25 protein-coding genes are annotated in these 18,254 nt (G+C 60.3%); 9 read left to right on the top strand and 16 right to left on the bottom strand.

What is annotated here, in order from left to right; all coding sequences use genetic code 11:
• The first annotated feature begins 376 nt into the window (after window positions 1-376).
• Both LOY34_RS14060 and LOY34_RS14055 read left to right on the top strand, forming a co-directional pair.
• A complete protein-coding gene (locus LOY34_RS14060) occupies window positions 377-1,207 on the top strand; it encodes an undecaprenyl-diphosphate phosphatase (protein ID WP_093382336.1) in 831 nt (276 codons plus the stop codon).
• 1 nt (window position 1,208) lies between these two features.
• A complete protein-coding gene (locus LOY34_RS14055; protein ID WP_195884232.1) occupies window positions 1,209-1,655 on the top strand; it encodes a DUF1294 domain-containing protein in 447 nt (148 codons plus the stop codon).
• Here LOY34_RS14055 and LOY34_RS14050 read toward each other — a convergent pair.
• Both LOY34_RS14050 and LOY34_RS14045 read right to left on the bottom strand, forming a co-directional pair.
• On the bottom strand, window positions 1,648-2,007 hold the full coding sequence (locus LOY34_RS14050; RefSeq protein WP_258663288.1) for an MmcQ/YjbR family DNA-binding protein: 360 nt from the start codon (window positions 2,005-2,007) through the stop codon (window positions 1,648-1,650). The genes LOY34_RS14055 and LOY34_RS14050 overlap by 8 nt on opposite strands.
• Complete coding sequence (locus tag LOY34_RS14045; protein WP_195884230.1) at window positions 2,000-2,908, bottom strand: LysR substrate-binding domain-containing protein; 909 nt, start codon at window positions 2,906-2,908, stop codon at window positions 2,000-2,002. The genes LOY34_RS14050 and LOY34_RS14045 overlap by 8 nt, the downstream gene beginning before the upstream one ends.
• Window positions 2,909-3,036: 128 nt before the next feature.
• Between LOY34_RS14045 and LOY34_RS14040 the strand changes: the two genes are divergently transcribed.
• Window positions 3,037-3,648 (top strand): FMN-dependent NADH-azoreductase, encoded by a 612-nt coding sequence (locus LOY34_RS14040; protein WP_045198361.1) that lies wholly within the window; start codon window positions 3,037-3,039, stop codon window positions 3,646-3,648.
• A gap of 140 nt (window positions 3,649-3,788) precedes the next feature.
• On the top strand, window positions 3,789-4,820 hold the full coding sequence (locus tag LOY34_RS14035) for a dienelactone hydrolase (protein ID WP_045198363.1): 1,032 nt from the start codon (window positions 3,789-3,791) through the stop codon (window positions 4,818-4,820).
• Here the strand turns inward: LOY34_RS14035 and LOY34_RS14030 are convergent.
• From LOY34_RS14030 to LOY34_RS13990, 9 genes are all read right to left on the bottom strand, one after another.
• The gene (locus tag LOY34_RS14030) at window positions 4,814-6,004 is read right to left on the bottom strand and encodes an MFS transporter (RefSeq protein WP_195884229.1); all 1,191 of its coding nucleotides are present in this window, start codon (window positions 6,002-6,004) and stop codon (window positions 4,814-4,816) included. The genes LOY34_RS14035 and LOY34_RS14030 overlap by 7 nt on opposite strands.
• Window positions 6,005-6,154: 150 nt before the next feature.
• Window positions 6,155-7,741 (bottom strand): ABC-F family ATPase, encoded by a 1,587-nt coding sequence (locus LOY34_RS14025; RefSeq protein ID WP_010226270.1) that lies wholly within the window; start codon window positions 7,739-7,741, stop codon window positions 6,155-6,157.
• 20 nt (window positions 7,742-7,761) lie between these two features.
• Entirely contained in the window at window positions 7,762-8,955 is a 1,194-nt protein-coding gene (locus tag LOY34_RS14020) for a site-specific integrase (protein WP_258663286.1), read from the bottom strand.
• 565 nt (window positions 8,956-9,520) lie between these two features.
• The gene (locus LOY34_RS14015) at window positions 9,521-9,877 is read right to left on the bottom strand and encodes a hypothetical protein (protein ID WP_258663284.1); all 357 of its coding nucleotides are present in this window, start codon (window positions 9,875-9,877) and stop codon (window positions 9,521-9,523) included.
• Window positions 9,874-10,140: a hypothetical protein gene (locus LOY34_RS14010; protein ID WP_258663282.1), complete on the bottom strand. Its 267-nt coding sequence runs from the start codon at window positions 10,138-10,140 to the stop codon at window positions 9,874-9,876. The genes LOY34_RS14015 and LOY34_RS14010 overlap by 4 nt, the downstream gene beginning before the upstream one ends.
• Window positions 10,137-10,526, bottom strand: a complete 390-nt coding sequence (locus tag LOY34_RS14005) for a hypothetical protein (protein WP_258663280.1) — start codon at window positions 10,524-10,526, stop codon at window positions 10,137-10,139. Before LOY34_RS14005 ends, LOY34_RS14010 begins: the two co-directional genes overlap by 4 nt.
• 94 nt (window positions 10,527-10,620) lie before the next feature.
• Window positions 10,621-11,064, bottom strand: a complete 444-nt coding sequence (locus tag LOY34_RS14000) for a hypothetical protein (protein WP_258663278.1) — start codon at window positions 11,062-11,064, stop codon at window positions 10,621-10,623.
• A 460-nt stretch (window positions 11,065-11,524) separates the two neighbouring features.
• Window positions 11,525-12,250, bottom strand: coding sequence for a hypothetical protein (locus LOY34_RS13995; protein ID WP_258663275.1), 726 nt, complete (start codon window positions 12,248-12,250; stop codon window positions 11,525-11,527).
• Complete coding sequence (locus LOY34_RS13990; protein ID WP_258663273.1) at window positions 12,247-12,513, bottom strand: hypothetical protein; 267 nt, start codon at window positions 12,511-12,513, stop codon at window positions 12,247-12,249. The genes LOY34_RS13995 and LOY34_RS13990 overlap by 4 nt, the downstream gene beginning before the upstream one ends.
• Before the next feature lie 73 nt (window positions 12,514-12,586).
• On the opposite strand from LOY34_RS13990, the gene LOY34_RS13985 reads away from it, so the two are divergent.
• Window positions 12,587-13,219: a hypothetical protein gene (locus LOY34_RS13985; RefSeq protein ID WP_258663271.1), complete on the top strand. Its 633-nt coding sequence runs from the start codon at window positions 12,587-12,589 to the stop codon at window positions 13,217-13,219.
• Window positions 13,220-13,266: 47 nt separating this feature from the next.
• Here LOY34_RS13985 and LOY34_RS13980 read toward each other — a convergent pair whose 3' ends face one another.
• Entirely contained in the window at window positions 13,267-13,677 is a 411-nt protein-coding gene (locus LOY34_RS13980) for a hypothetical protein (protein WP_258663269.1), read from the bottom strand.
• 124 nt (window positions 13,678-13,801) lie between these two features.
• On the opposite strand from LOY34_RS13980, the gene LOY34_RS13975 reads away from it, so the two are divergent.
• Complete coding sequence (locus LOY34_RS13975; RefSeq protein WP_195884218.1) at window positions 13,802-14,098, top strand: hypothetical protein; 297 nt, start codon at window positions 13,802-13,804, stop codon at window positions 14,096-14,098.
• A 25-nt stretch (window positions 14,099-14,123) separates the two neighbouring features.
• Here the strand turns inward: LOY34_RS13975 and LOY34_RS13970 are convergent, their stop codons facing one another.
• Complete coding sequence (locus LOY34_RS13970) at window positions 14,124-14,762, bottom strand: hypothetical protein (protein ID WP_258663268.1); 639 nt, start codon at window positions 14,760-14,762, stop codon at window positions 14,124-14,126.
• Window positions 14,763-14,888: 126 nt separating this feature from the next.
• On the opposite strand from LOY34_RS13970, the gene LOY34_RS13965 reads away from it, so the two are divergent.
• Both LOY34_RS13965 and trbK read left to right on the top strand, forming a co-directional pair.
• Entirely contained in the window at window positions 14,889-15,158 is a 270-nt protein-coding gene (locus LOY34_RS13965; RefSeq protein ID WP_258593606.1) for a hypothetical protein, read from the top strand.
• 106 nt (window positions 15,159-15,264) lie between these two features.
• Entirely contained in the window at window positions 15,265-15,489 is a 225-nt protein-coding gene (gene trbK, locus LOY34_RS13960) for an entry exclusion lipoprotein TrbK (protein WP_038995136.1), read from the top strand.
• Between the two features lie 71 nt (window positions 15,490-15,560).
• Here the strand turns inward: trbK and LOY34_RS13955 are convergent, their stop codons facing one another.
• Window positions 15,561-16,160 carry a hypothetical protein gene (locus tag LOY34_RS13955; protein WP_258663265.1) on the bottom strand — a complete coding sequence of 200 codons (600 nt, stop codon included), beginning with the start codon at window positions 16,158-16,160 and terminating at the stop codon, window positions 15,561-15,563.
• 117 nt (window positions 16,161-16,277) lie between these two features.
• On the opposite strand from LOY34_RS13955, the gene LOY34_RS13950 reads away from it, so the two are divergent.
• Window positions 16,278-16,874, top strand: coding sequence for a DUF6338 family protein (locus LOY34_RS13950; protein WP_258663263.1), 597 nt, complete (start codon window positions 16,278-16,280; stop codon window positions 16,872-16,874).
• A gap of 324 nt (window positions 16,875-17,198) precedes the next feature.
• Here LOY34_RS13950 and LOY34_RS13945 read toward each other — a convergent pair whose 3' ends face one another.
• Together LOY34_RS13945 and ssb are read right to left on the bottom strand one after the other, a co-directional pair.
• Entirely contained in the window at window positions 17,199-17,513 is a 315-nt protein-coding gene (locus LOY34_RS13945; RefSeq protein ID WP_258663261.1) for a hypothetical protein, read from the bottom strand.
• Between the two features lie 248 nt (window positions 17,514-17,761).
• Window positions 17,762-18,253, bottom strand: coding sequence for a single-stranded DNA-binding protein (gene ssb / locus LOY34_RS13940; protein ID WP_258663260.1), 492 nt, complete (start codon window positions 18,251-18,253; stop codon window positions 17,762-17,764).
• Window position 18,254: the final 1 nt, after the last annotated feature.

The following is an 18,254-nucleotide window of genomic DNA, read 5'->3' as shown; positions in this document are numbered from 1 at the left end:
ACCAGCATCACCACTGCCACTACCAGGATCAGCCACAAACGCCGGCTGATCGACATACTGCGAAGAGTCTTCATGGAATGCTTACCTCGAGTTCTTTTTTATTGTTGCCCACATCCAAGCATGCTTTGCCTCCCGCCACCTACTCGACCAAGGACTAAGTGCTTGATTCGTTGAGGTCTGTTGCGTCGTCCCAGCAGCGTTTATCCGAGAGGTCTGATAGGATTTCGGCCTCGACGGGATAAACCTGAAGGCCGCGTGAACTTTTCTGCTGGCTTTGCGACCAACTGTCGCTGTAAAACGGCCAGGCGCTGAACAGCCATTGGCAACTAAAAGACTATAAAGGGGCATGCCACAGGCATTGCCCCACGGGGGAAGCATGGATCTTTGGACCGGCCTGCAGGCTGTCATTCTAGGTATTGTCGAAGGCTTGACGGAGTTCTTGCCGATCTCCAGTACCGGCCACCAGATTGTCGTGGCCGACCTGATCAATTTCGGTGGTGAGCGGGCCATGGCCTTCAACATCATCATCCAGCTGGGCGCGATCCTGGCGGTGGTCTGGGAATTTCGCCGCAAGATCTTCGAGGTGGTGGTGGGGCTGCCGCGTCAGCGTGAGGCCCAGCGCTTTACGGTCAACCTGCTAATCGCCTTCATGCCGGCGGTGGTGCTGGGGGTGCTGTTTGCCGACCTGATCCATGAGTACCTGTTCAACCCCATCACCGTGGCCGCCGCCCTGGTGGTTGGTGGCGTGATCATGCTCTGGGCCGAGCGCCGCGAGCATGTGATCCGCGTTGACCAGGTCGACGACATGCGCTGGTCCGACGCCCTGAAGATTGGTTGCGCTCAGTGCCTGGCGATGATCCCGGGTACTTCGCGCTCCGGCTCGACCATCATTGGCGGCCTGCTGTTCGGCCTGTCGCGCAAAGCAGCCACCGAGTTCTCGTTCTTCCTGGCCATGCCGACCATGGTCGGTGCGGCGGTGTATTCGGGCTACAAGTACCGCGATCTGTTCCAGCCAGACGACTTCCCGGTATTTGCCATCGGCTTTGTGGTCTCGTTCATCTTCGCCATGATCGCGGTACGCGGCTTGCTCAAGTTCATCGCCAACCACAGTTACGCGGCCTTTGCCTGGTACCGTATCGTGTTCGGTTTGATCATCCTCGGCACCTGGCTGTTCGGCTGGGTCGACTGGACCACGGCGCACGGTTGAGATGAGCCGTAGCCCAAGCCAGCCGCGCCGCGCAGCCCCTGCCAGTGGCGCCCTGCAAAACCCCCGCAGCAAGTTGCTGGCCTTTGTCGGCTTGTGCCTGCTGCCGGTGGGCGGCGCTTTGCAGATGCTTTTGAGTGGGCAATCCTGGCTACCGGCCGTGGCCTACCCGTTGGCCAGCCTGGTGAGTTTCGTGCTGTATTGGCGCGACAAGCAGCAGGCCCGCAACCAGGCCTGGCGCACGCCAGAGAAAGTCCTTCACGCCAGTGAGCTGTGCGGCGGCTGGCCGGGCGCCTTGCTGGCCCAGCAACGCTTTCGGCACAAGACCCGCAAACTGTCGTTTCAGCTCAGTTTCTGGGCCATTGTCGGCGTGCATCAGTTGTTCTGGATCGACCACCTGCTGCTCGGCGGCCGCTGGCTTGGCGCTGCCCTGGGGCCAATCCTCAGATAAGCAAGCCTGGCTGCAGGCGCTTGGGCAGGCGCCGGACCACCAGTTGATGGGAGCGTTGCAGCAGTTCGGTCAGCTCGGCGCGGCCCATGGGGTAGGGCGGTGCCATGCTGACCCAGTGCGCCCGCGCAAGGTAAGGCGCCGGGCGCACGCCGGGGCGGTCGACGTAGCCGAGAAACAGCTCGCTATCGACCTTGAACGACAACCCGGCGCCGCCCAGGTCAAGCACGGCAAACATCTTGTTGCCGGCCACCGAGAACACCCGGATACCGCCCCATTTGTAGTCTTCGCGCGCACCCGGCAGGCGCAGGCAGAACGCTGCGACCTGCTCTTCGCTGGTTTTCTTGTCAGACATAACGCTCCCCGCATTGGGCAAATTCCGCGACCAGGTGATCGATCCATACCCGCACCGCCGGCAGCAGCCCGCGCCGATGGGGGTAGACCGCCTGCAGATAACCGCCGGGCAGCGACCAGTCTGGCAGCAGGCGCACCAGCTCGCCACGTTCGAGTTCTTCTTCGCAGTGCATGATCGGCAGCGTGGTAAAGCCAAGGCCGGCGACAGCGGCGGCTTTGCGCACGACAAAGTCGTCGATCGCCAGGCGTGCCTCCAGGGCCAGTTCGTGCTTGTGGCCCTGGCCATCGAGCAGGCGCAGATGCACCAGGCGGTCGGCATCCACCGCACCGAGTACCGGCAGGCTGGCCAGGTCTTGCGGGTGGTCGAGCGCCTGCGCGGCGGCAAACTGCGGGGCGGCCACCAGCAGCATCTGCGCCTGACGCAGGCGCCGGGTGACCAGCGCCGGGTCTTCATCGCCCAGGTCGCGCACTCGCAGGGCAACGTCGACACCTTCGGTGATCAGGTCGACGCGACGGTTGAGGAGGATCATGTCCAGTTGCACCTGCGGGTATTGCTGCAGGAAGCGGCTGATCACGTTCGGTAAAAATTCATGGGCCAGGCCCACCGGGCACGACACCCGCAAGCGCCCGCGCGGTTCGCTGGTCATGCTCGCCACCGCTTCGTTGGCCATTTCCGCCTCCAGCAGCATGGCCTGGCAGTGGCGCAAATAACGTTCACCCACGGCCGTCAGCTTCAACTGGCGTGTGGTGCGTTGCAGCAGGCGTGTGCCCAGGCGCTCTTCGAGTTCGGCGATACGCCGCGACAGGCGTGATTTGGGAATCCCGAGCACACGGCCAGCGGCGGCAAAACCACCAGCTTCGACCACCCGGGCGAAATAGAACAGATCATTGAGGTCTTGCATGTGCGTCACCATTGTCCTGCCAGTAGGACAAACTAACGCATTTTTACTGACTTATCAGCTATTCGCCACCCAAGTAGGATTCTCCCCATCGTGATCGCCCACTCGCGGTCTTCATTCAGGAGAGTCCCATGAAACTGTTGCACATCGATTCGAGCATCCTGGGCGATAATTCCGCCTCCCGTCAGCTGAGCCGCAGCGTGGTTGAAGCCTGGAAAACCGCCGAGCCGTCGCTGCAAGTGACTTACCGTGACCTGGCCGGCGACGCCATCAGCCACTTCTCGGCCGCAACCCTGGTCGCCGCCGGCACCCCGGAAGAACTGCGCGACGCCGCCCAGCAGCATGAAGCCAAACTCAGCGCCGAAACCCTGCAGGAGTTTCTCGACGCCGACGCCGTGGTACTGGCCGCGCCGATGTACAACTTCACCGTGCCGACCCAGCTCAAGGCCTGGATTGACCGCGTCGCAGTGGCCGGCAAGACCTTCCGCTACACCGAAGCCGGCCCTGAAGGCCTGTGCGGCAACAAGAAGGTGATCCTGGTATCGACCGCAGGCGGCCTGCACGCCGGCCAGCCTACCGCGGTCGGCCATGAAGAGTTCCTCAAGGTGTTCCTTGGTTTCATCGGCATCACCGACCTGGAAATCGTCCGTGCCCACGGCCTGGCCTATGGCGATGAGCACCGGGCCAAGGCCCTGAACGCCGCGCAAGTGCAGATCAGCACCGACCTGTTCGTCGCCGCCTGATCGCTGGGCCAGTAATCAAACCGACTGCCGGCAGCGCCTGCAGTCGGTTTTTTCATTGAGGTTTCATCTGCGCCGGGCTGGCCCGTTCTATGCTGCGCACTATCAGCATTGATCGATAGCGTTGCTTAGGGTGCGAAACGATGCGGCGTCTTGGCGCATTACTCCTGTTAGTCCTGTTGGGCAGCCCGCTGATGGTGCAGGCCGAGCCGGCTGCGCACTGGAGTGTCGGCGTGCATCGCCTCAGTTTCGCCGACCCGCTCGATGCGCAGCCGGTGCAGGCCCTGGCGTTCTATCCCTCCACTGCACCTGAGCGCAGCAGCCGCATCGACGGCTACCGGGTCCAGGCTTGGGAAGGTGCGCCGATGGTTATCGGCCGTTATCCGCTGTTGATGCTGTCCCACGGCAATACCGGCACGCCGCTGGCCTTGCACGATCTGGCCACCGCCCTGGCGCGGCGCGGCTTTATCGTCGTCGCCGTGACCCACCCGGGCGATAATGCCCGCGACCACAGCCGCCTGGGCACCCTGAGCAATCTTTACGGGCGGCCGTTGCAGATCAGCGCAGCGATCACCGCCAGCCTCGGCGATAGCTTTCTGGCCCCGTACATCAATGGCCCGCAGGTGGGCGTGATCGGCTATTCGGCTGGCGGTGAGACCGCCTTGATCCTGTCCGGGGCGCAACCGGACCTGGAGCGTTTGCAGCGCTACTGCCAGGAGCGGCCGCTGGATGCCGATGCCTGCAAAACCAAGGGTGTGCTGATCGCCGACCGCGCCGACCTGCGTGCCGCGCCCGATCCGCGGGTCAAGGCGCTGATGTTGATGGCGCCGCTGAGCCTGATGTTCGGCCGTCACGCGTTGGCCGAGGTCAAGGTCCCGGCGTTGATCTACAGCGGCGACAAGGACCAGTTGCTGGCCATCGACAAGAATGCCCAGGCCCTGGCGCGCAAGCTGCCGGTCACGCCCAACTACAAGCTGCTGGCCGGTGCCGGGCACTTCGTGTTCATGGCGCCGTGCGACGACGAGCAGCGCCAGAAAATGGCCGCCTTGTGCAACGACCCGGACGGCGTCGACCGTGAGGATATTCACCTGACGTTGCAGGCTGAGGCTGCGCGGTTTTTCAACCACACCCTGGCTGACCGCCATCAGGGCGGCCTGCACATGGCCGATCAGTAGTTGCCGGCACGCCGTGACAGCAGGAGGGTGAGGCCGACGCCAAGCAGCGAAAGCAAAGCAGCCAGGCAAAAAATCCAGGCATAGCCCAGGTGCAGAGCCACCGCACCCATCATTGGCCCGGCAATCGCCAGGGCCAGGTCGAAGAACACCGCATAGGCGCCCAGGCCTGCACCGCGGCTGGAACTGGGCACCTGTTTGATCGCCTCGACACCCAACGCCGGATACACCAGCGACAGGCCGAAACCGGCAAAGCCTGCGCCAATCAATGCCAGCAGCGGGCTCGGTGCCAGCCACAATAAGGCCAGGCCCAGGGCTTCGGTGGCCATGCAGGCCATCGCCACCGGGTAGCCGCCAAAGCGGTTGACTGCGTTGACGAACAATAGCCGTGAAAGGATGAAACACACGCCGAATGCGCTGAGGCACCAGGCTGCGCCGCTCCAGCCCTGCTCGAGGTAGAACAGGGTGACGAAAGTGGTCAGGGTGCCGTAGCCGATCGACGCCAGAGTCAGGCTGACCCCGCACGGCGCAACCCGGCCGAATGCGGCCCAGAACGGCAGGCGCTCGCCACGTACCACCGGCGTCGACGGTTTGTTGCGGATTACCAGCAGGGCCAGCACTGCCAGGACGCTCAAGGCCAGGCCAAGGGTGGCGAAATTGACTCGGTCGACCAGTGCCACGCCCAGCGGCGCACCGATGGCGATGGCCCCGTAGGAGGCAATGCCGTTCCAGGAAATCACCCGCGCGGTGTGCTCGGCGCCCACCGCACCGATGCCCCAGCTCAAGGTGCCGACGCCGATCAGACCCTGGGCGATGCCCAGCAGCACGCGCCCGCCCAGCAGCGCCAGCAGGCTCAGCAACGGCACATCGACTGTCAGTGCTGAAGCAAAGGTCAGCACACCGCTGGCGGCAATACCGATCAGGCCGTAAATGATTGCCCGCTTGGTACCCAGGCTGTCTGCCGCGCGTCCGGCCAGCGGCCGGCTGAGCAGGGTGGCCAGGTATTGCAGGCCGATGGTGATACCGGCGATCACCGCACTGAAGCCTAACTGGTCATGCACATAGCTGGGCAGCACCGCGATCGGCAAACCGATGCAGAGGAAGGCGATAAAGGTATAAAAGACAATCGAAAGGATTTGCCGGGTGATCGACCCGGTATCGACGGGGGCGGGTGCTTGCGCGGACATGAGCTCGTTCGCTGGCGGGCGGTGGGAGAGGGCCCATGATCGCCGGGTGCGAAGAGAAAAGGAAGCAGGCTAACGGATTTTCCAGCATCGCGGGGCAAGCCCGCTCCTACAGGATTATAGGAGCGGGCTTGCCCCGCGATCAGATCTGGATCAGATCACCACACCTTGGCTGCGCAGGTAGTCATCGTAGGTGCCGCTGAAGTCCACCACACCGCTCGGGCTCAGCTCGATGATGCGGGTGGCCAGCGACGATACGAACTCACGGTCGTGGCTGACGAAGATCAGCGTGCCCGGGTAGTTCTCCAGCGCCAGGTTGAGCGCCTCGATCGATTCCATGTCCAGGTGGTTGGTCGGTTCGTCCATCACCAGTACGTTGGGCTTTTGCAGGATCAGCTTGCCGAACAGCATGCGGCCTTGCTCACCACCGGAGATCACCTTGACCGACTTGAGGATCTCGTCGTTGGAGAACAGCATGCGCCCCAGGGTGCCACGGATTACCTGCTCGCCTTGAGTCCACTGGCCCATCCAGTCGAACAGGCTCAGGTCCTCTTCGAAGTCGTGGGCGTGGTCCTGGGCGTAGTAGCCCAGTTCCGCGCTTTCGGTCCACTTTACCGCGCCGGCATCCGGGCTCAGTTCACCGACCAGGGTACGCAGCAGGGTGGTCTTGCCGATACCGTTGGGGCCGATGATCGCTACGCGCTCGCCGGCTTCGACGGTGAAGCTGAAGTTTTCGAACAGGGTCTTGCCGTCGAAGCCCTTGGACATCTTCTCGATGGTCACGGCCTGGCGGTGCAGCTTTTTGGTCTGCTCAAAGCGGATGAACGGGCTGACCCGGCTCGATGGCTTGACCTCGGCCAGCTGGATCTTGTCGATCTGCTTGGCGCGCGAGGTGGCCTGCTTGGCTTTCGAGGCGTTGGCCGAGAAGCGGCTGACGAAGGTCTGCAGTTCGGCGATCTGGGCCTTCTTCTTGGCGTTGTCCGACAGCAGCTGCTCGCGCGACTGGGTCGCGGCGGTCATGTACTCGTCGTAGTTGCCCGGGAACAGGCGCAGTTCGCCGTAGTCCAGGTCGGCCATGTGGGTGCAGACGCTGTTGAGGAAGTGGCGGTCGTGGGAAATGATGATCATGGTGCTGTTACGCGCCGTGAGAATGTTTTCCAGCCAGCGGATGGTGTTGATGTCCAGGTGGTTGGTTGGCTCGTCGAGCAGCAACACTTCCGGGTCCGAGAACAGCGCCTGGGCCAGCAATACACGCAGTTTCCAGCCTGGCGCGACTTCGGTCATCGGGCCGAAATGCTGTTCCAGCGGGATACCCAGGCCCAGCAGCAGCTCACCGGCGCGGGATTCGGCGGTGTAGCCGTCCATCTCGGCGAACTCGGTTTCCAGCTCGGCGACGGCCATGCCGTCTTCTTCGGTCATTTCCGGCAGCGAATAGATGCGATCGCGCTCGGCCTTGACCTTCCACAGCTCTTCATGGCCCATGATCACGGTGTCGATCACGGTGAACTCTTCGTAGGCGAACTGATCCTGGCGCAATTTACCCAGGCGCACGTTCGGCTCGAGCATGACCTGGCCGGCGGACGGCTCCAGATCGTTGCCGAGGATTTTCATGAAGGTCGACTTGCCGCAGCCGTTGGCGCCGATCAGGCCGTAGCGGTTGCCGTTGTTGAACTTGACCGAGACGTTCTCGAACAAGGGCTTGGCGCCGAACTGCATGGTGATGTTAGCGGTGGAGATCAAAGGGCTTACCTATCAATAGCTTACGTCGCTGGCATTGCGGCTGATACCGATTTGATACCAATTTGCAGCTTTTCCAGCTCGCTCCAGTCGGAGCTTGAGTTAATCCAACGCGCATACGTCGACAGCAGCATTTGCACGCTGTGGCCGAGCTGTTGGGAGATAAATGCGGGGTTGAGGCCAGACATTAAGCATATTGTCGCATAGGTGTGACGACAGTTGTATGGCGGGCGGTAACGAATCCCCAGTTCTTTCAGCACCGGCCGCCACTGATGATGCAGATCAGAGGTCTGCCGGACGTACTCTGCGTTCTTCGATGGCGGGAAAATGAACGGTGACTCCGTGACCCGCCCCTTTCCATTCCTGCGTCGCTCGGCGTACTCCCTGGCGAACTCGAGCGCATGCAAGGCCCTCTCGTTGAGTAGCACGAACCGGTCTTTGCCGGTTTTGGTGCGCTCGACTACCTCGCCCAGCGCTACAGTGCGCTTCACATGGGCAACCTTCTTCTCCAAGTCGACAGCATCCCAGCGCAGCGCCAGGCCCTCCGACAGGCGTACGCCGCTGAAGAACACGAACTCGAAGAACGCCGCGTAGATCTGGCTTGGCCAGTGCGGGTGCTCGTAGAGCCTGGTAGTGATCTGGTTCGCCTCCTCTAAAGTGAACGGGTCGATCTCTTTCTTGGTGCGCTTGGGCAGTTGCAGAGCCTCTGCAGGGTTTCTGCTGATCAATCCGTCGATCACCGCTGAGCGCAGAATTGTTGACAGCTTCACCAGGGCGTTGCGCTTTACCCCCGGCGATCTCCAGGTGATTGAACTCACCACCTTGCGAACCTGGGTGGTGGTGATCAGGTCCACACGAACCATCGCGAAGTGGAGCATCCAGTAATTGTTCAGCGCGCTTTTGTAGTTGTTGTAAGTGCCGGGCGTAATCTCCCGGCTGTCGAGCCAGAGCTGGGCGTACTCACCAAACGTCGGCTTGCTGCCCGCGACAGTTTGCGAACCCGGGAAAAGCTCGGCGTACTTGTCCTGGTCCAGAAGGCCAAGCTTGTTAAAGCTAACTACCTGATCGCGAAGCTGGGATGCAGCCTTGATGCCTTTTTGTGTCGGGGGGTAAGGGAGCGTTTCGCATCGACGGATACCGTCCCATGTGAAACGAATCCGGAGGGAGTTGCGGAAGACTTCGACCCCTCGGGGTAAATCCATTGGCTTTCCAGCCATTCGTCATACCTCTTCTTGCTATAGATGATTCGGCGCTGGTGCTTCATCCAGACGCCTTCGGGGAATACTCCGCGCAGGCGCCGACCCTCCAGGGTTCGCTTTGTGCATCCCAGTAGATCGGCCATGCGCTGCTCGGTGACCTTGTCGAAGTCACCGTCTGTTTCGGTGGTCATGATTGTCTCCACGCCGCGCATGGCGGCAGAGGTGGGGAGGGGGAATTGATAGGTTGAGGTGATGTCGAACTAATAGCGCATAATGCTGCAATCCTTGTCCCAGAACGTCAGAAGTGAGTTCGCGTGATATCTACAAAAGACGATGAGCGCATACAGGCCTATAAGTTGTTGATCCAGCTCGATGCGGAAACGTCGTATGCGATGGGGCTGGTCTCGAGTAATGAAATGAGCGGCCCCATATGGGGTGCGTCATGCAAACGTCACCGAGATAGCTTCGAGGCCTGGAGCGCCTTCGTTGCAGCTCTCTCCGCCTCAGAACCCAATGCGTCCGAAACGCCCCTCTCTCCCGATCAACCAGGCCATGAAGAGCGGGGCGGCGATGGGTAGGAGGATCATGGTGTCAGTCCTTCAGCGGGAAGCAGTTCGGCAGCCATCTCGGCAGCGAAACCCACCGGCCACCAGTAGCGCGGGCGGTGATGCTCGGGGTAGCTGGCTTCGCGCAGAACAAGGCCTTTGTGCTCAAGGGCTTTGAACGTGCTGAGCACAGATGCAGCGGAGAGGTCGAGGTGGGCACCCACCTGGTAGCTCAACCCGCCCAGGCCGAAGGCGCAGGCTTGGTCGCCGCGCGCAAGCTTTTTGCAGTCTTGCTCATAGAGGTACGGCGTTTTGTTTCGGTATCGGAGCACGTTTGCGCGGGAAACCTCGCGAAGGGCATCGAGAACACCCTGCTGTTTGTCGGTCAGCTTCACAGCTCATACCTCTCTTCATCCCAGCGCACTGGCGCCTTTGCAGGGGTAGGGGTGTCTTGTTCGTGCGGGGAGAGCTGGTGCTCGTTGCCGGCCTGCAGCTGACTGTCGGGGATGCAACTGATGCCGCCCTTGTAGTAGTAGCCGCTGTAGACCCAGCAGGTGACAGCGCGCTTGTCGTCGTGGATGACTTCGACGTTGGGGGTTACCTGTTCTGCACTGGCGGCGGTGGCCAGCAGCAGGAGGCAGAGGGCGAGGCGGGTCATGGGCGCACCTCAGCGTTGTTGGTGCGGACAAAGTAGCCGTCGGGCGAACCTGGATCACTGACCAGGGCTTCTACCGGGCCGATCTGCTGGAGGATCGCCGGAAGCCCTTCAGGGTTTGCCGCCTCCGCCCAGCTCAAGCAATTGAGCCAGATGTCTTCGCCCGTGCCTGAGGAACACCCATCCGACCAAGCGCTACAGCTCTCGGCCTCTTCTTTTGCACGCTCCAGGTATTCGAGCGTGTTGCAGCATGGGCAGGGATTGTCTGCTTCGCTGGGGTCCCAGCCATCGCTATCCGCATCCCACAGATAGCCGTCACCGCGACACTCCCAGGTGCCGCGCTGGAAGGTGCATGCCTTCGGTGTGGCCTGTTGCTTTTGTTGAGGCATGACTTCGTCCTTGCCGCCATATCGCGGCTGTTCAATAGAGGGGAGAGGGGTTAAGGCGTAGCGGAGTACAAATGTACTCCTTTCAGGACTTTCGTTACCGGAGAGCGTTCGGCCGGAGAGCGAGACCCTTGACCGCCTCGCTGTAGATGAACTTGATCTGATCCCATGGAATGGTGTGGCGCTGCGCGTACTCACCTTCTCCATCGCAGACCTCGCAGCCCTCTAATGGATCTTCGAGCTCCTGGCATTCAGGACATTCGCGTGTGACCTGCAATTTGAACTCACCAAGCAACAGGGCCTTGGCGCCGTTTTCGGCTGTGAGCTGCCTGGGCATGAGGCAATATCCTTCCGGCACCACGACCGCCGGCTTGCCCTGGTGCTGGGCGGCTTGCGCGTCAAGCAGGCCCTGCCAGAACTCGGCGTGAGGGGACGGGCACGTATGGGCTTGGTACTGCAGCAGCTTCACCAGGCGCTCAACTTCATCGCGCGGCACGCTGACCATCTGTTCGGTGTTGCTGGATAGGTTTTCTGTGGGCATGGGGATACCTACTCGTATCAGTTACAGTTGATTTTTTGGCCATGGATCATTTGTTATGTTCGAGGGATTCAAGACGCACAGGTACACGCTCTATGCAGGTCATTGGCCTGTCGCATCCGCGGTTGGCCCGATACAGCCTGACGGCACTGTGCTTAATGACCAGGGAGTGCAGCGCTTTCAAATTATCGATAACGGTCTGTACGCAATGAGCGGCGAGCTGGTTGGGCCAATCTATCGAGTCGGCGAGGAGTGGGTGATTCCGGATGGCGCCAACAACTGCCTTTACTCGATACGGCCCAATATCGACCAGTAATCCTAGGCAGCTCGCAGGAGCGCTTCGATCACCCGCTGATGGTTGGCTACTCAGAGAACCTGGACGCCTGCGGCGCGCGCGCCGGTGCTCCATCCGCCGAAGCCAGCGAATAGGTCGATTGCTGTGGTCATTGGTGATCTCTTTTGATTACAAGGCCAGTTCGGTTTGGCTCTCGCGCTGCCAAACGGGGGAACTTGTGTGCGCTTCGATGCGGTCGGCGATCACGCTGGCGCGCTGGCCGGCCGATGGCGGGGTGTACATGCCGAAGCGGCTGATGCTGCCGCCATTCACCGCGGCGTTCGTGCTATCGGCCGATGCTAGGGGTAGGCTCTGGAATATCGCCGGATCAAGCATCCGCAGGCCGTGCAGGCGGCATTGCGGGCGGCCTTGTTCATCGCAGATCACATCCATCGCGGCAGCCATTCGTTTCCACCACGCCGCGGTACCGGGCGACCGCCACTGCCCGGAGCTGCCTAAGGCGACCGTTCGCCATGACTGCGCCAGGCGCTGCAGCCGCTCGATCGACTCATGCATGTGCCAGACCGGCACACCCGGCAGGTGGGCAGGCCATTGCTCGAGCAGTCGGTCGTTGGCGTCTTCGTCCCCGTCGATCACATCAGGGATCAACGCCCAGTCGAAGCCGGGGTGCCGGTGCCAGTCATCCACCCAGCGGGTGTAGCCGTTCACATCGACCTGGCCACCTTTCTTCCAAACGCTGAAAGCGCCGTTGTCGAAGACGAACGACTGGCAGGTCTCTGCGACGATGCCAATGTCGTCCTGCCGCGGGTACGGCACGAGGGCATGTCGGCCGGCCAGCAAGCGGGCCGCATCCTGCCGAGTGCCACCTATTGGCGTGCCGTGGTAATGGATCATCCGCTCAACCTCACCGTTTCGATCTCGACGCCTTGGTGCACCGCCTTAATTACTTGGTCGCCACCGAAATGCTCGGCCAGCTGGTCAGCGATTTGCTCGTGCCAGCCCTGTTTGATCAGAGCGGTAGCGGTCTTGATGTGCTCGACGCGAATCATCGTCTGGCTGCGGATCTGCAGGCTGTACACGATGACCTCCCCGTCGCCAGGGCAGGTCGCAGCGAAAGTGTGCCGGTAGGTGTTGCTGGATTGGTTTTCTGTGGGCATGGGGATTCCTCGCGCTGTAGGGTAAGCTCGTTGGTCGAGTTATCAATGCGTCTATTTAGGAGCGTGGAGAGGGATGAAGAGAGCGGACATCGTTGCATTGATAGCGGTGGTTGTTGGGTCTTTTGTAACAGGGGTCGTGTGGGCACCAGCTTTTTCTGGGGCACCAAACATAAAAGACATGCTAGAAGCTACTAGTTACATTGCGACTATTTTAGCGTGCGGGGTGGCAGCAACTGCACTGTCTTCTTGGAAGAAACAATTTAGGTATACAGAGCGATTCTCTCGGATATCCAAGCTCAAAGATGCCGCCACAGACCTTCATTTGTATCGAGGGTATCTCCAAGCGATTGGGAGGGCGTGCGATTTTATGTTCGATGGAGAGCCAGTCCCCGCTGAAGCTAAAGATGAGATAACTCAAAGGCGGGACAGGCTGCTTGAAGCATTCTCCAATTATAGGAAGGCATGGACTTCCGCAGTTGCTTTTCTTAATAAGTCAGAGGAAGCCCGCATTAAGGGGACTCCAGATGCCTTTATCAGCTTGTACCTGAAGTATCCCGATGATATTTACGAGGCTTGCCGATCAGGCTTGAACTCGGGTGATAACCGTGAGTATGTTTCGCTTATGCGGACAGCTATTAGCGAGGCGAAAGACCTGTATGCACACACTGTAAGTTCGTTTGATTCGCTTCTAGCTGACAAGATTTAGCTTGCGCTGAAAAAGCCTTTGACGCACTCGCCGGCAGCGGCGGAGGATCAGGCCGCGCGGACTTTGAAGGTGAGCATTGCTGTGGCGTCTTCGAAGCACTCGTCCAACTCTTGGTAGGCCCGGTACTTGGCCTGGCTGCGAGTGGCCGCCCATACGCGGTGCACGTAGTGGCGCGCATCGCCGAGCATGTACTTCACGTCATCCCAGTCATACATGCTGTTGGTGAGCACCTCGAACTGCTTCAGCGGCAGCTCTTCGGCCATTTCGCCGTACTGCATTTCCCAGGTTGGGTGGTAGTTGCGAATCCGCTTCTTCGGGTCGCTGTCGAGGATGACGCCGATGTACTGGCCGCGGTCGGCGATGATCACGCCGGGCTCGCCGTTGGCGATAACCCGGCGCCCGATCTCGGCCGGCACATTGTAGTGGCGGCGAACGTAGTCGCAGTTGTAGCAGCTCATGGCAATCTCCATTGCAGGCGCCGCCCTCGCCGGGTGGCGTGATTCATTGAAGTGGGAGGCGCTGGCGGGCAGCGCCGAAATGGGTTATTGCTTCCCTCTAGGCCAATCCACTAAGGAGCGTGAGATGAAGCGACTACTGATAGGTGCTTTGCTGGCGGCGTCGGGCGCGGCCCAAGCTGGTATTCCGCTGGTGAACGCCACATGCCCAGGAAACATCGAGGTGCACGCCGACAAGGGTGGCCCGATCTACATCAATGGCAAGGAAGGCAAGCTGAAGAAGTTCAACGAGAACTACTTCGAAGCCAAGGGCAGCGGTGTGACCATCTCGCTGTCGATCAACCCTGATGGCTCGCCAGATGTCTCCTATACCGGGAAAAACCGGGCCAATGGGATTTGCCAGGTGAAAAGCGAAGGCTCCTGAGGCGCTGGCGGGCAGCGCCGGAGGGTCAGGGGCAGTTGTTCGCGCCGCAGTTGCGGCAGTCATTCAGGAACCGGCCATCCCAGCTGATGAAGCGTCCGCAGCCCTGGCAATTGAGCGCCGGCTGGCGGCGCTTGGCGACCTTGGGCGGCCTGGGCATCTTTATGCCTGCCACGCGCAGGGCTAGCTTGTGGTCGACGTTCTGGCGATGCACCAGTCGCCGCCTGATCTCCTCGATGTAGGCTGCAGGCCAGAAAACTCGCGTGCCCTGGCCGGCGTGGTTGGCATACGTGAACTGGGCGTTTTCCAGGCCCATGCTGAGAGCCTGCTGCAGGTTCTCGGTCACCTTGCCGCGCTGCTCGCTGACCCAGTAGACATCGTTCCCGTTCCAGTCGCCTGGCACGTGCACGTAGACATTGGTGCCGGCTTGAAGCCCAGCGATGCGCCGATCGTCATCCATCAGCTGGCAGTCGACGCCGTAGTGCGCCCTGGCATCGATGTACTCCTTCGGCCAAGGGATATCGGTGTCGCGGTGTCGGCATGCCTCCTCAAAGGTGAACAGCTCGGCCTGGTCCAGGTTGGTCACGTAACCGCGACCTTCCTTCGCCCAGAACATCATGCCGTCGCCGACATGGCTGCGGCTGTCCTGCAGGTAGAACTGGCTCATGGCTTTCTCCATGCATGCGCCACCCTCGCCGGGGTGGCTTATTCAAAAAAGATAGTGGGGCCGGTAGTCAGCATCCACCGACTAGTGTTTTATGTGCTGGCAATCTAATGCCCAGGAGAAAAGCAGATGACGGATACCATTGATCACAAGTCAGGCCGAACAATCGACGCCGACGTTGTAGCGGCAGGCGCCGGTACCGCTACGCTGATAACTCTGGCGATTCAGAACAAAGAAGCTATTGCAGCAGCGGGCTCTGCCGTGATTGGAGTGGCTGTTGCCAACCCGAAGATCACAGCTTCTGTCGCTGCGGCCGCGACCGTGGGCTATGGGATTTACCGACTCACTCAGCCCGGTACCAAAATTGAGCTTGGCAAGTTCAAGTACGAGCGGAAGTAATTGAGGAGTTGAACTGACCTGTGGCGCTGGCGGGCAGCGCTGAGTGGTCTTTGCGACGCGGGCCGAGGTTTGCTATAAATCCCGGCCACTTCAACGGAATGAGCTCATGTCTCTGAAATCCCTCCTCTTTATTTCCCTCGTAGCAGCCTCTGCAGCCATTTCGGCTGGCTGCAAAGAAGACGCCGTCGACACCGCCGCCTACGAGCCGACTACCGAACACTGTCAGCCTGATTACCTGAAAACGCTCCCAGACAATAAGGCTCGCGAAGACCTGGTTGAGAAGTGCATGACCGGTGGCTCGTACAAGAAGTCAGAGCCGAAGACCTGGTAACGTCCGTTTCAGTCAGCGCCGCCTCATCAGGCGGCGTTTTCGTTTAAGGGCTGGCGGGCAGCGCGGGAGGATCAGGCGGCGTATCGAGTCCGTAATGCTGTGGCGATACGAGGGTTCGACTGCGTATCGGCGTAGGCAATTGCAATCCGGTGCTTGTGCTCTCGCCACGCCTGGTGAGCTTCGGAGGCACTGGTGTAATACCCGAGAAACTCGTGACGACCAGTGAAAGGGTTTCTGCACTGGGCCACGAACCTTAGCCGCGCCTTGTGCCAGGAAACTCCGATCGGCAGGTCGCCACGTATCGCTTGGCTATCGACCATGAATCTGTTCAGGTCAGGCGAGATAAACGCGCAAGTCGCCCTGGAGTACACCTTGTTGCCTGGCACAAGCAAATCTTTGTCCAGTTGCTTGCCTTCATGATCTTGAGTGGACATCCAAGCCCTGAAGGATGAGAAGGTGAGCCAATCGCTGGATGCCGAGCAGCCCTGATAGGTGGAATTCCTGACCTGAAACTTCTCGCTGTAGCAACGCTCCAGCATTCCGGTCCATGCCTTGTAGAACGGGCAGGTCCATACAGATCGCCGGCGTCCGCCAACCGTTTCGGTAAGGCAGATCTGATAGTCGGCGTCATTGGTCCCGACTCCGTAAACCAGCTTCAGGGCTTTGCTCATGCGCTCTCCTGATTTTTGTGGGCAGCGTCATGCCTCCGAGGGGCCGGATGCGGCATGGTGGCAATTTGGTTTGGGATGGGGTATTACGGGTCTCTGTCGAAGGAGGCAAGACTAGAGATGGATGACCTAGTAAAAGAAGTGATACCGCTACTGCAGTACTTGATTCCGGGCTTTTTGACGGCTTGGATCTTCTATTCCTTCACCGCTTTCAAAAGACCAGATACCTTTGGTCAGATTGTTCAGGCCTTAATCTTCACATTTATTATCCAGCTGCTGGTCGGTCTGATAGAGGCGTTAGCGTTATGGCTCGGTAAGCATGTCTATGCCATAGGTATGTGGACGCCAACAACCAAGTCGCTTTGGTCTGGTGTCGTTGCGTTGGCGCTTGGCGGCTTGTCGTGCTACTTCGCATGCAATGACAGGCTTCATAGCTGGCTACGTGACAAAGGAATAACCAAGAAGACATCGCATCCCACGGAGTGGTACAGCGCATTTACTGGTTTCCAGCGCTTCGTCGTTCTCCATTTGGTAGATGAGAGAAGGCTATATGGCTGGCCACTTCACTGGCCAACGGAGCCCAAAGAAGGTCAGTTCGTTATTCAGGACCCGAGCTGGTTAGATGAAAAAGGAGCCGAGATCCCGATGGCGGCTGAGATTTTCACTATCGATGCATCTCGGGTACAGTGGGTCGAGTTCACCGAAAAAAACTGGTAGGTAACTATGTCAAGCGAAGCTCCCCGTCCCATGCCGCCTCGGGTCATTCGTCCGAGCGGAGAGATCCAAACGAACAACGCGAACCCTGGCCGCCCTACCAACGTACGGCCGCCGGCGCCGGCAGCTCCCCCACCCGCAAAAAAATCGTCCTGATCGGCAGTAGTTGGAGTGAATATGGAATTAATGCTTCTTAGCTGCTGGAGTTCTGACTGGGAGCCAGCCTTCGAGGATTCAAACGGAGCGCCACCGATTGCTAGAAGCAAAAGACCCAAGGCGCCCACTGCACCACCTCCGCCACCGAAGGAGAAAAATGGTTAGGGTATTTCAATCGTCCTCATGAGCGATCTTTGCAGTCTCAATTTTGAAAAACCGCTCAAGGTGTCGCGCCACAGTTGGTGACATAGAGATTTCGTGGCGCGGCGGTTCCAGAAGCGGCAGCGCGCCGTCCGGACCTAGCCCATGCAGGTTATGAATCATCAGCGTCATCGCCTCGCCCTGTTCCTCGATCCCGGCCCACTCCATCAGATCCAGCAGGGCCTGCTTAGTCCCTGGTCGAACCTTCAAGCGCAGGTCTTCTTCCTGCACCTTCGCGGACTTCTCGCGCCTGCGCCGGTCGCGCTCGGCCTGGTCCATCGCCATAAGACGCCTCCTTTAAACCGCTGGGCGGCAAGTGAACATGCAGCTGCCGGCGGCGCTGCTGGGTGATCTTCTGGATGCGTCTCATGGGTGGCACACCTCAATTGGCTTCTTGTTCGTAGAGCCAGAGGGCATGACCACTAGTAGACGCTTGTTTCCGCGATACACGCCCCAGGGCTGACCAGTGGACGTGGCCATGGCCGCGGCGTACTTCACAGCGGGGATGGACTGGGCGATTGTGGCGATCATGGCTACGCCCCGGCCAGGTGATGCAGCGGGGCGAAGGGGATGTCGTCGTCGAAGCTGTCATAGTCGGGGCCCGGGGCGCCTTGCTGGTTCTGCGGCTGGGCCTGCGGGCGGCTCTGCTGGCGCTGCTGCTGGGGCCGAGGCTGTTGCTGCTGGCTTCCTTGCTGCACCTGCTGCGGCGGGCTGCCGGCGAACTTGATGATGATTACGCGGCCGGTGAGCTTCACTCCTTGGGAGTGGTCGGCCTTGGTGTAGGTCTCGACGTGGGCGTCGTCGATGGTGAAGTGCAGCTGCTGGCCCTTGAGCAAGTATGGCGCCATGGCTTCGGCCTGTTTGCCCCAGAGCGTGGCGTCGACCCACTGAGTGGGGCGCTTGCCATCTTGGCCCTTGCGGCCATATTCGCATGCCAAGGCCAGGTTGCAGACAGCATTACCTTCAGGTGTGTAGCGCAGTTCAGCGTCGCGGCCCAGGCGGCCGATATCGGTAAGTGTTGGCATG

Origin of the sequence: Pseudomonas sp. B21-009, from assembly GCF_024749345.1 — a bacterium.
Lineage (GTDB): Bacteria > Pseudomonadota > Gammaproteobacteria > Pseudomonadales > Pseudomonadaceae > Aquipseudomonas.
The sequence above is the reverse complement of the archived record's forward strand: the minus strand, read 5'-3'. Positions and strand labels throughout refer to the sequence as shown.

What these genes read in the sequence shown, in the direction of transcription:
- LOY34_RS14055 (WP_195884232.1), top strand. Translation starts at nt 1,209, where the DNA reads ATGAGCCGTAGCCCAAGCCAGCCGCGCCGCGCAGCCCCTGCCAGTGGC.
- LOY34_RS13980 (WP_258663269.1), bottom strand. Translation starts at nt 13,677, where the DNA reads ATGAGCTGCTACAACTGCGACTACGTTCGCCGCCACTACAATGTGCCG.
- LOY34_RS14040 (WP_045198361.1), top strand. Translation starts at nt 3,037, where the DNA reads ATGAAACTGTTGCACATCGATTCGAGCATCCTGGGCGATAATTCCGCC.
- LOY34_RS13995 (WP_258663275.1), bottom strand. Translation starts at nt 12,250, where the DNA reads ATGATCCATTACCACGGCACGCCAATAGGTGGCACTCGGCAGGATGCG.
- LOY34_RS13985 (WP_258663271.1), top strand. Translation starts at nt 12,587, where the DNA reads ATGAAGAGAGCGGACATCGTTGCATTGATAGCGGTGGTTGTTGGGTCT.
- LOY34_RS13950 (WP_258663263.1), top strand. Translation starts at nt 16,278, where the DNA reads ATGGATGACCTAGTAAAAGAAGTGATACCGCTACTGCAGTACTTGATT.
- ssb (WP_258663260.1), bottom strand. Translation starts at nt 18,253, where the DNA reads ATGCCAACACTTACCGATATCGGCCGCCTGGGCCGCGACGCTGAACTG.
- LOY34_RS14030 (WP_195884229.1), bottom strand. Translation starts at nt 6,004, where the DNA reads ATGTCCGCGCAAGCACCCGCCCCCGTCGATACCGGGTCGATCACCCGG.
- LOY34_RS13965 (WP_258593606.1), top strand. Translation starts at nt 14,889, where the DNA reads ATGACGGATACCATTGATCACAAGTCAGGCCGAACAATCGACGCCGAC.
- LOY34_RS14045 (WP_195884230.1), bottom strand. Translation starts at nt 2,908, where the DNA reads ATGCAAGACCTCAATGATCTGTTCTATTTCGCCCGGGTGGTCGAAGCT.
- LOY34_RS13990 (WP_258663273.1), bottom strand. Translation starts at nt 12,513, where the DNA reads ATGCCCACAGAAAACCAATCCAGCAACACCTACCGGCACACTTTCGCT.
- LOY34_RS13955 (WP_258663265.1), bottom strand. Translation starts at nt 16,160, where the DNA reads ATGAGCAAAGCCCTGAAGCTGGTTTACGGAGTCGGGACCAATGACGCC.
- LOY34_RS13970 (WP_258663268.1), bottom strand. Translation starts at nt 14,762, where the DNA reads ATGAGCCAGTTCTACCTGCAGGACAGCCGCAGCCATGTCGGCGACGGC.
- LOY34_RS14050 (WP_258663288.1), bottom strand. Translation starts at nt 2,007, where the DNA reads ATGTCTGACAAGAAAACCAGCGAAGAGCAGGTCGCAGCGTTCTGCCTG.
- trbK (WP_038995136.1), top strand. Translation starts at nt 15,265, where the DNA reads ATGTCTCTGAAATCCCTCCTCTTTATTTCCCTCGTAGCAGCCTCTGCA.
- LOY34_RS14005 (WP_258663280.1), bottom strand. Translation starts at nt 10,526, where the DNA reads ATGCCTCAACAAAAGCAACAGGCCACACCGAAGGCATGCACCTTCCAG.
- LOY34_RS14010 (WP_258663282.1), bottom strand. Translation starts at nt 10,140, where the DNA reads ATGACCCGCCTCGCCCTCTGCCTCCTGCTGCTGGCCACCGCCGCCAGT.
- LOY34_RS14020 (WP_258663286.1), bottom strand. Translation starts at nt 8,955, where the DNA reads ATGGCTGGAAAGCCAATGGATTTACCCCGAGGGGTCGAAGTCTTCCGC.
- LOY34_RS14060 (WP_093382336.1), top strand. Translation starts at nt 377, where the DNA reads ATGGATCTTTGGACCGGCCTGCAGGCTGTCATTCTAGGTATTGTCGAA.
- LOY34_RS14000 (WP_258663278.1), bottom strand. Translation starts at nt 11,064, where the DNA reads ATGCCCACAGAAAACCTATCCAGCAACACCGAACAGATGGTCAGCGTG.
- LOY34_RS13975 (WP_195884218.1), top strand. Translation starts at nt 13,802, where the DNA reads ATGAAGCGACTACTGATAGGTGCTTTGCTGGCGGCGTCGGGCGCGGCC.
- LOY34_RS13945 (WP_258663261.1), bottom strand. Translation starts at nt 17,513, where the DNA reads ATGGCGATGGACCAGGCCGAGCGCGACCGGCGCAGGCGCGAGAAGTCC.
- LOY34_RS14035 (WP_045198363.1), top strand. Translation starts at nt 3,789, where the DNA reads ATGCGGCGTCTTGGCGCATTACTCCTGTTAGTCCTGTTGGGCAGCCCG.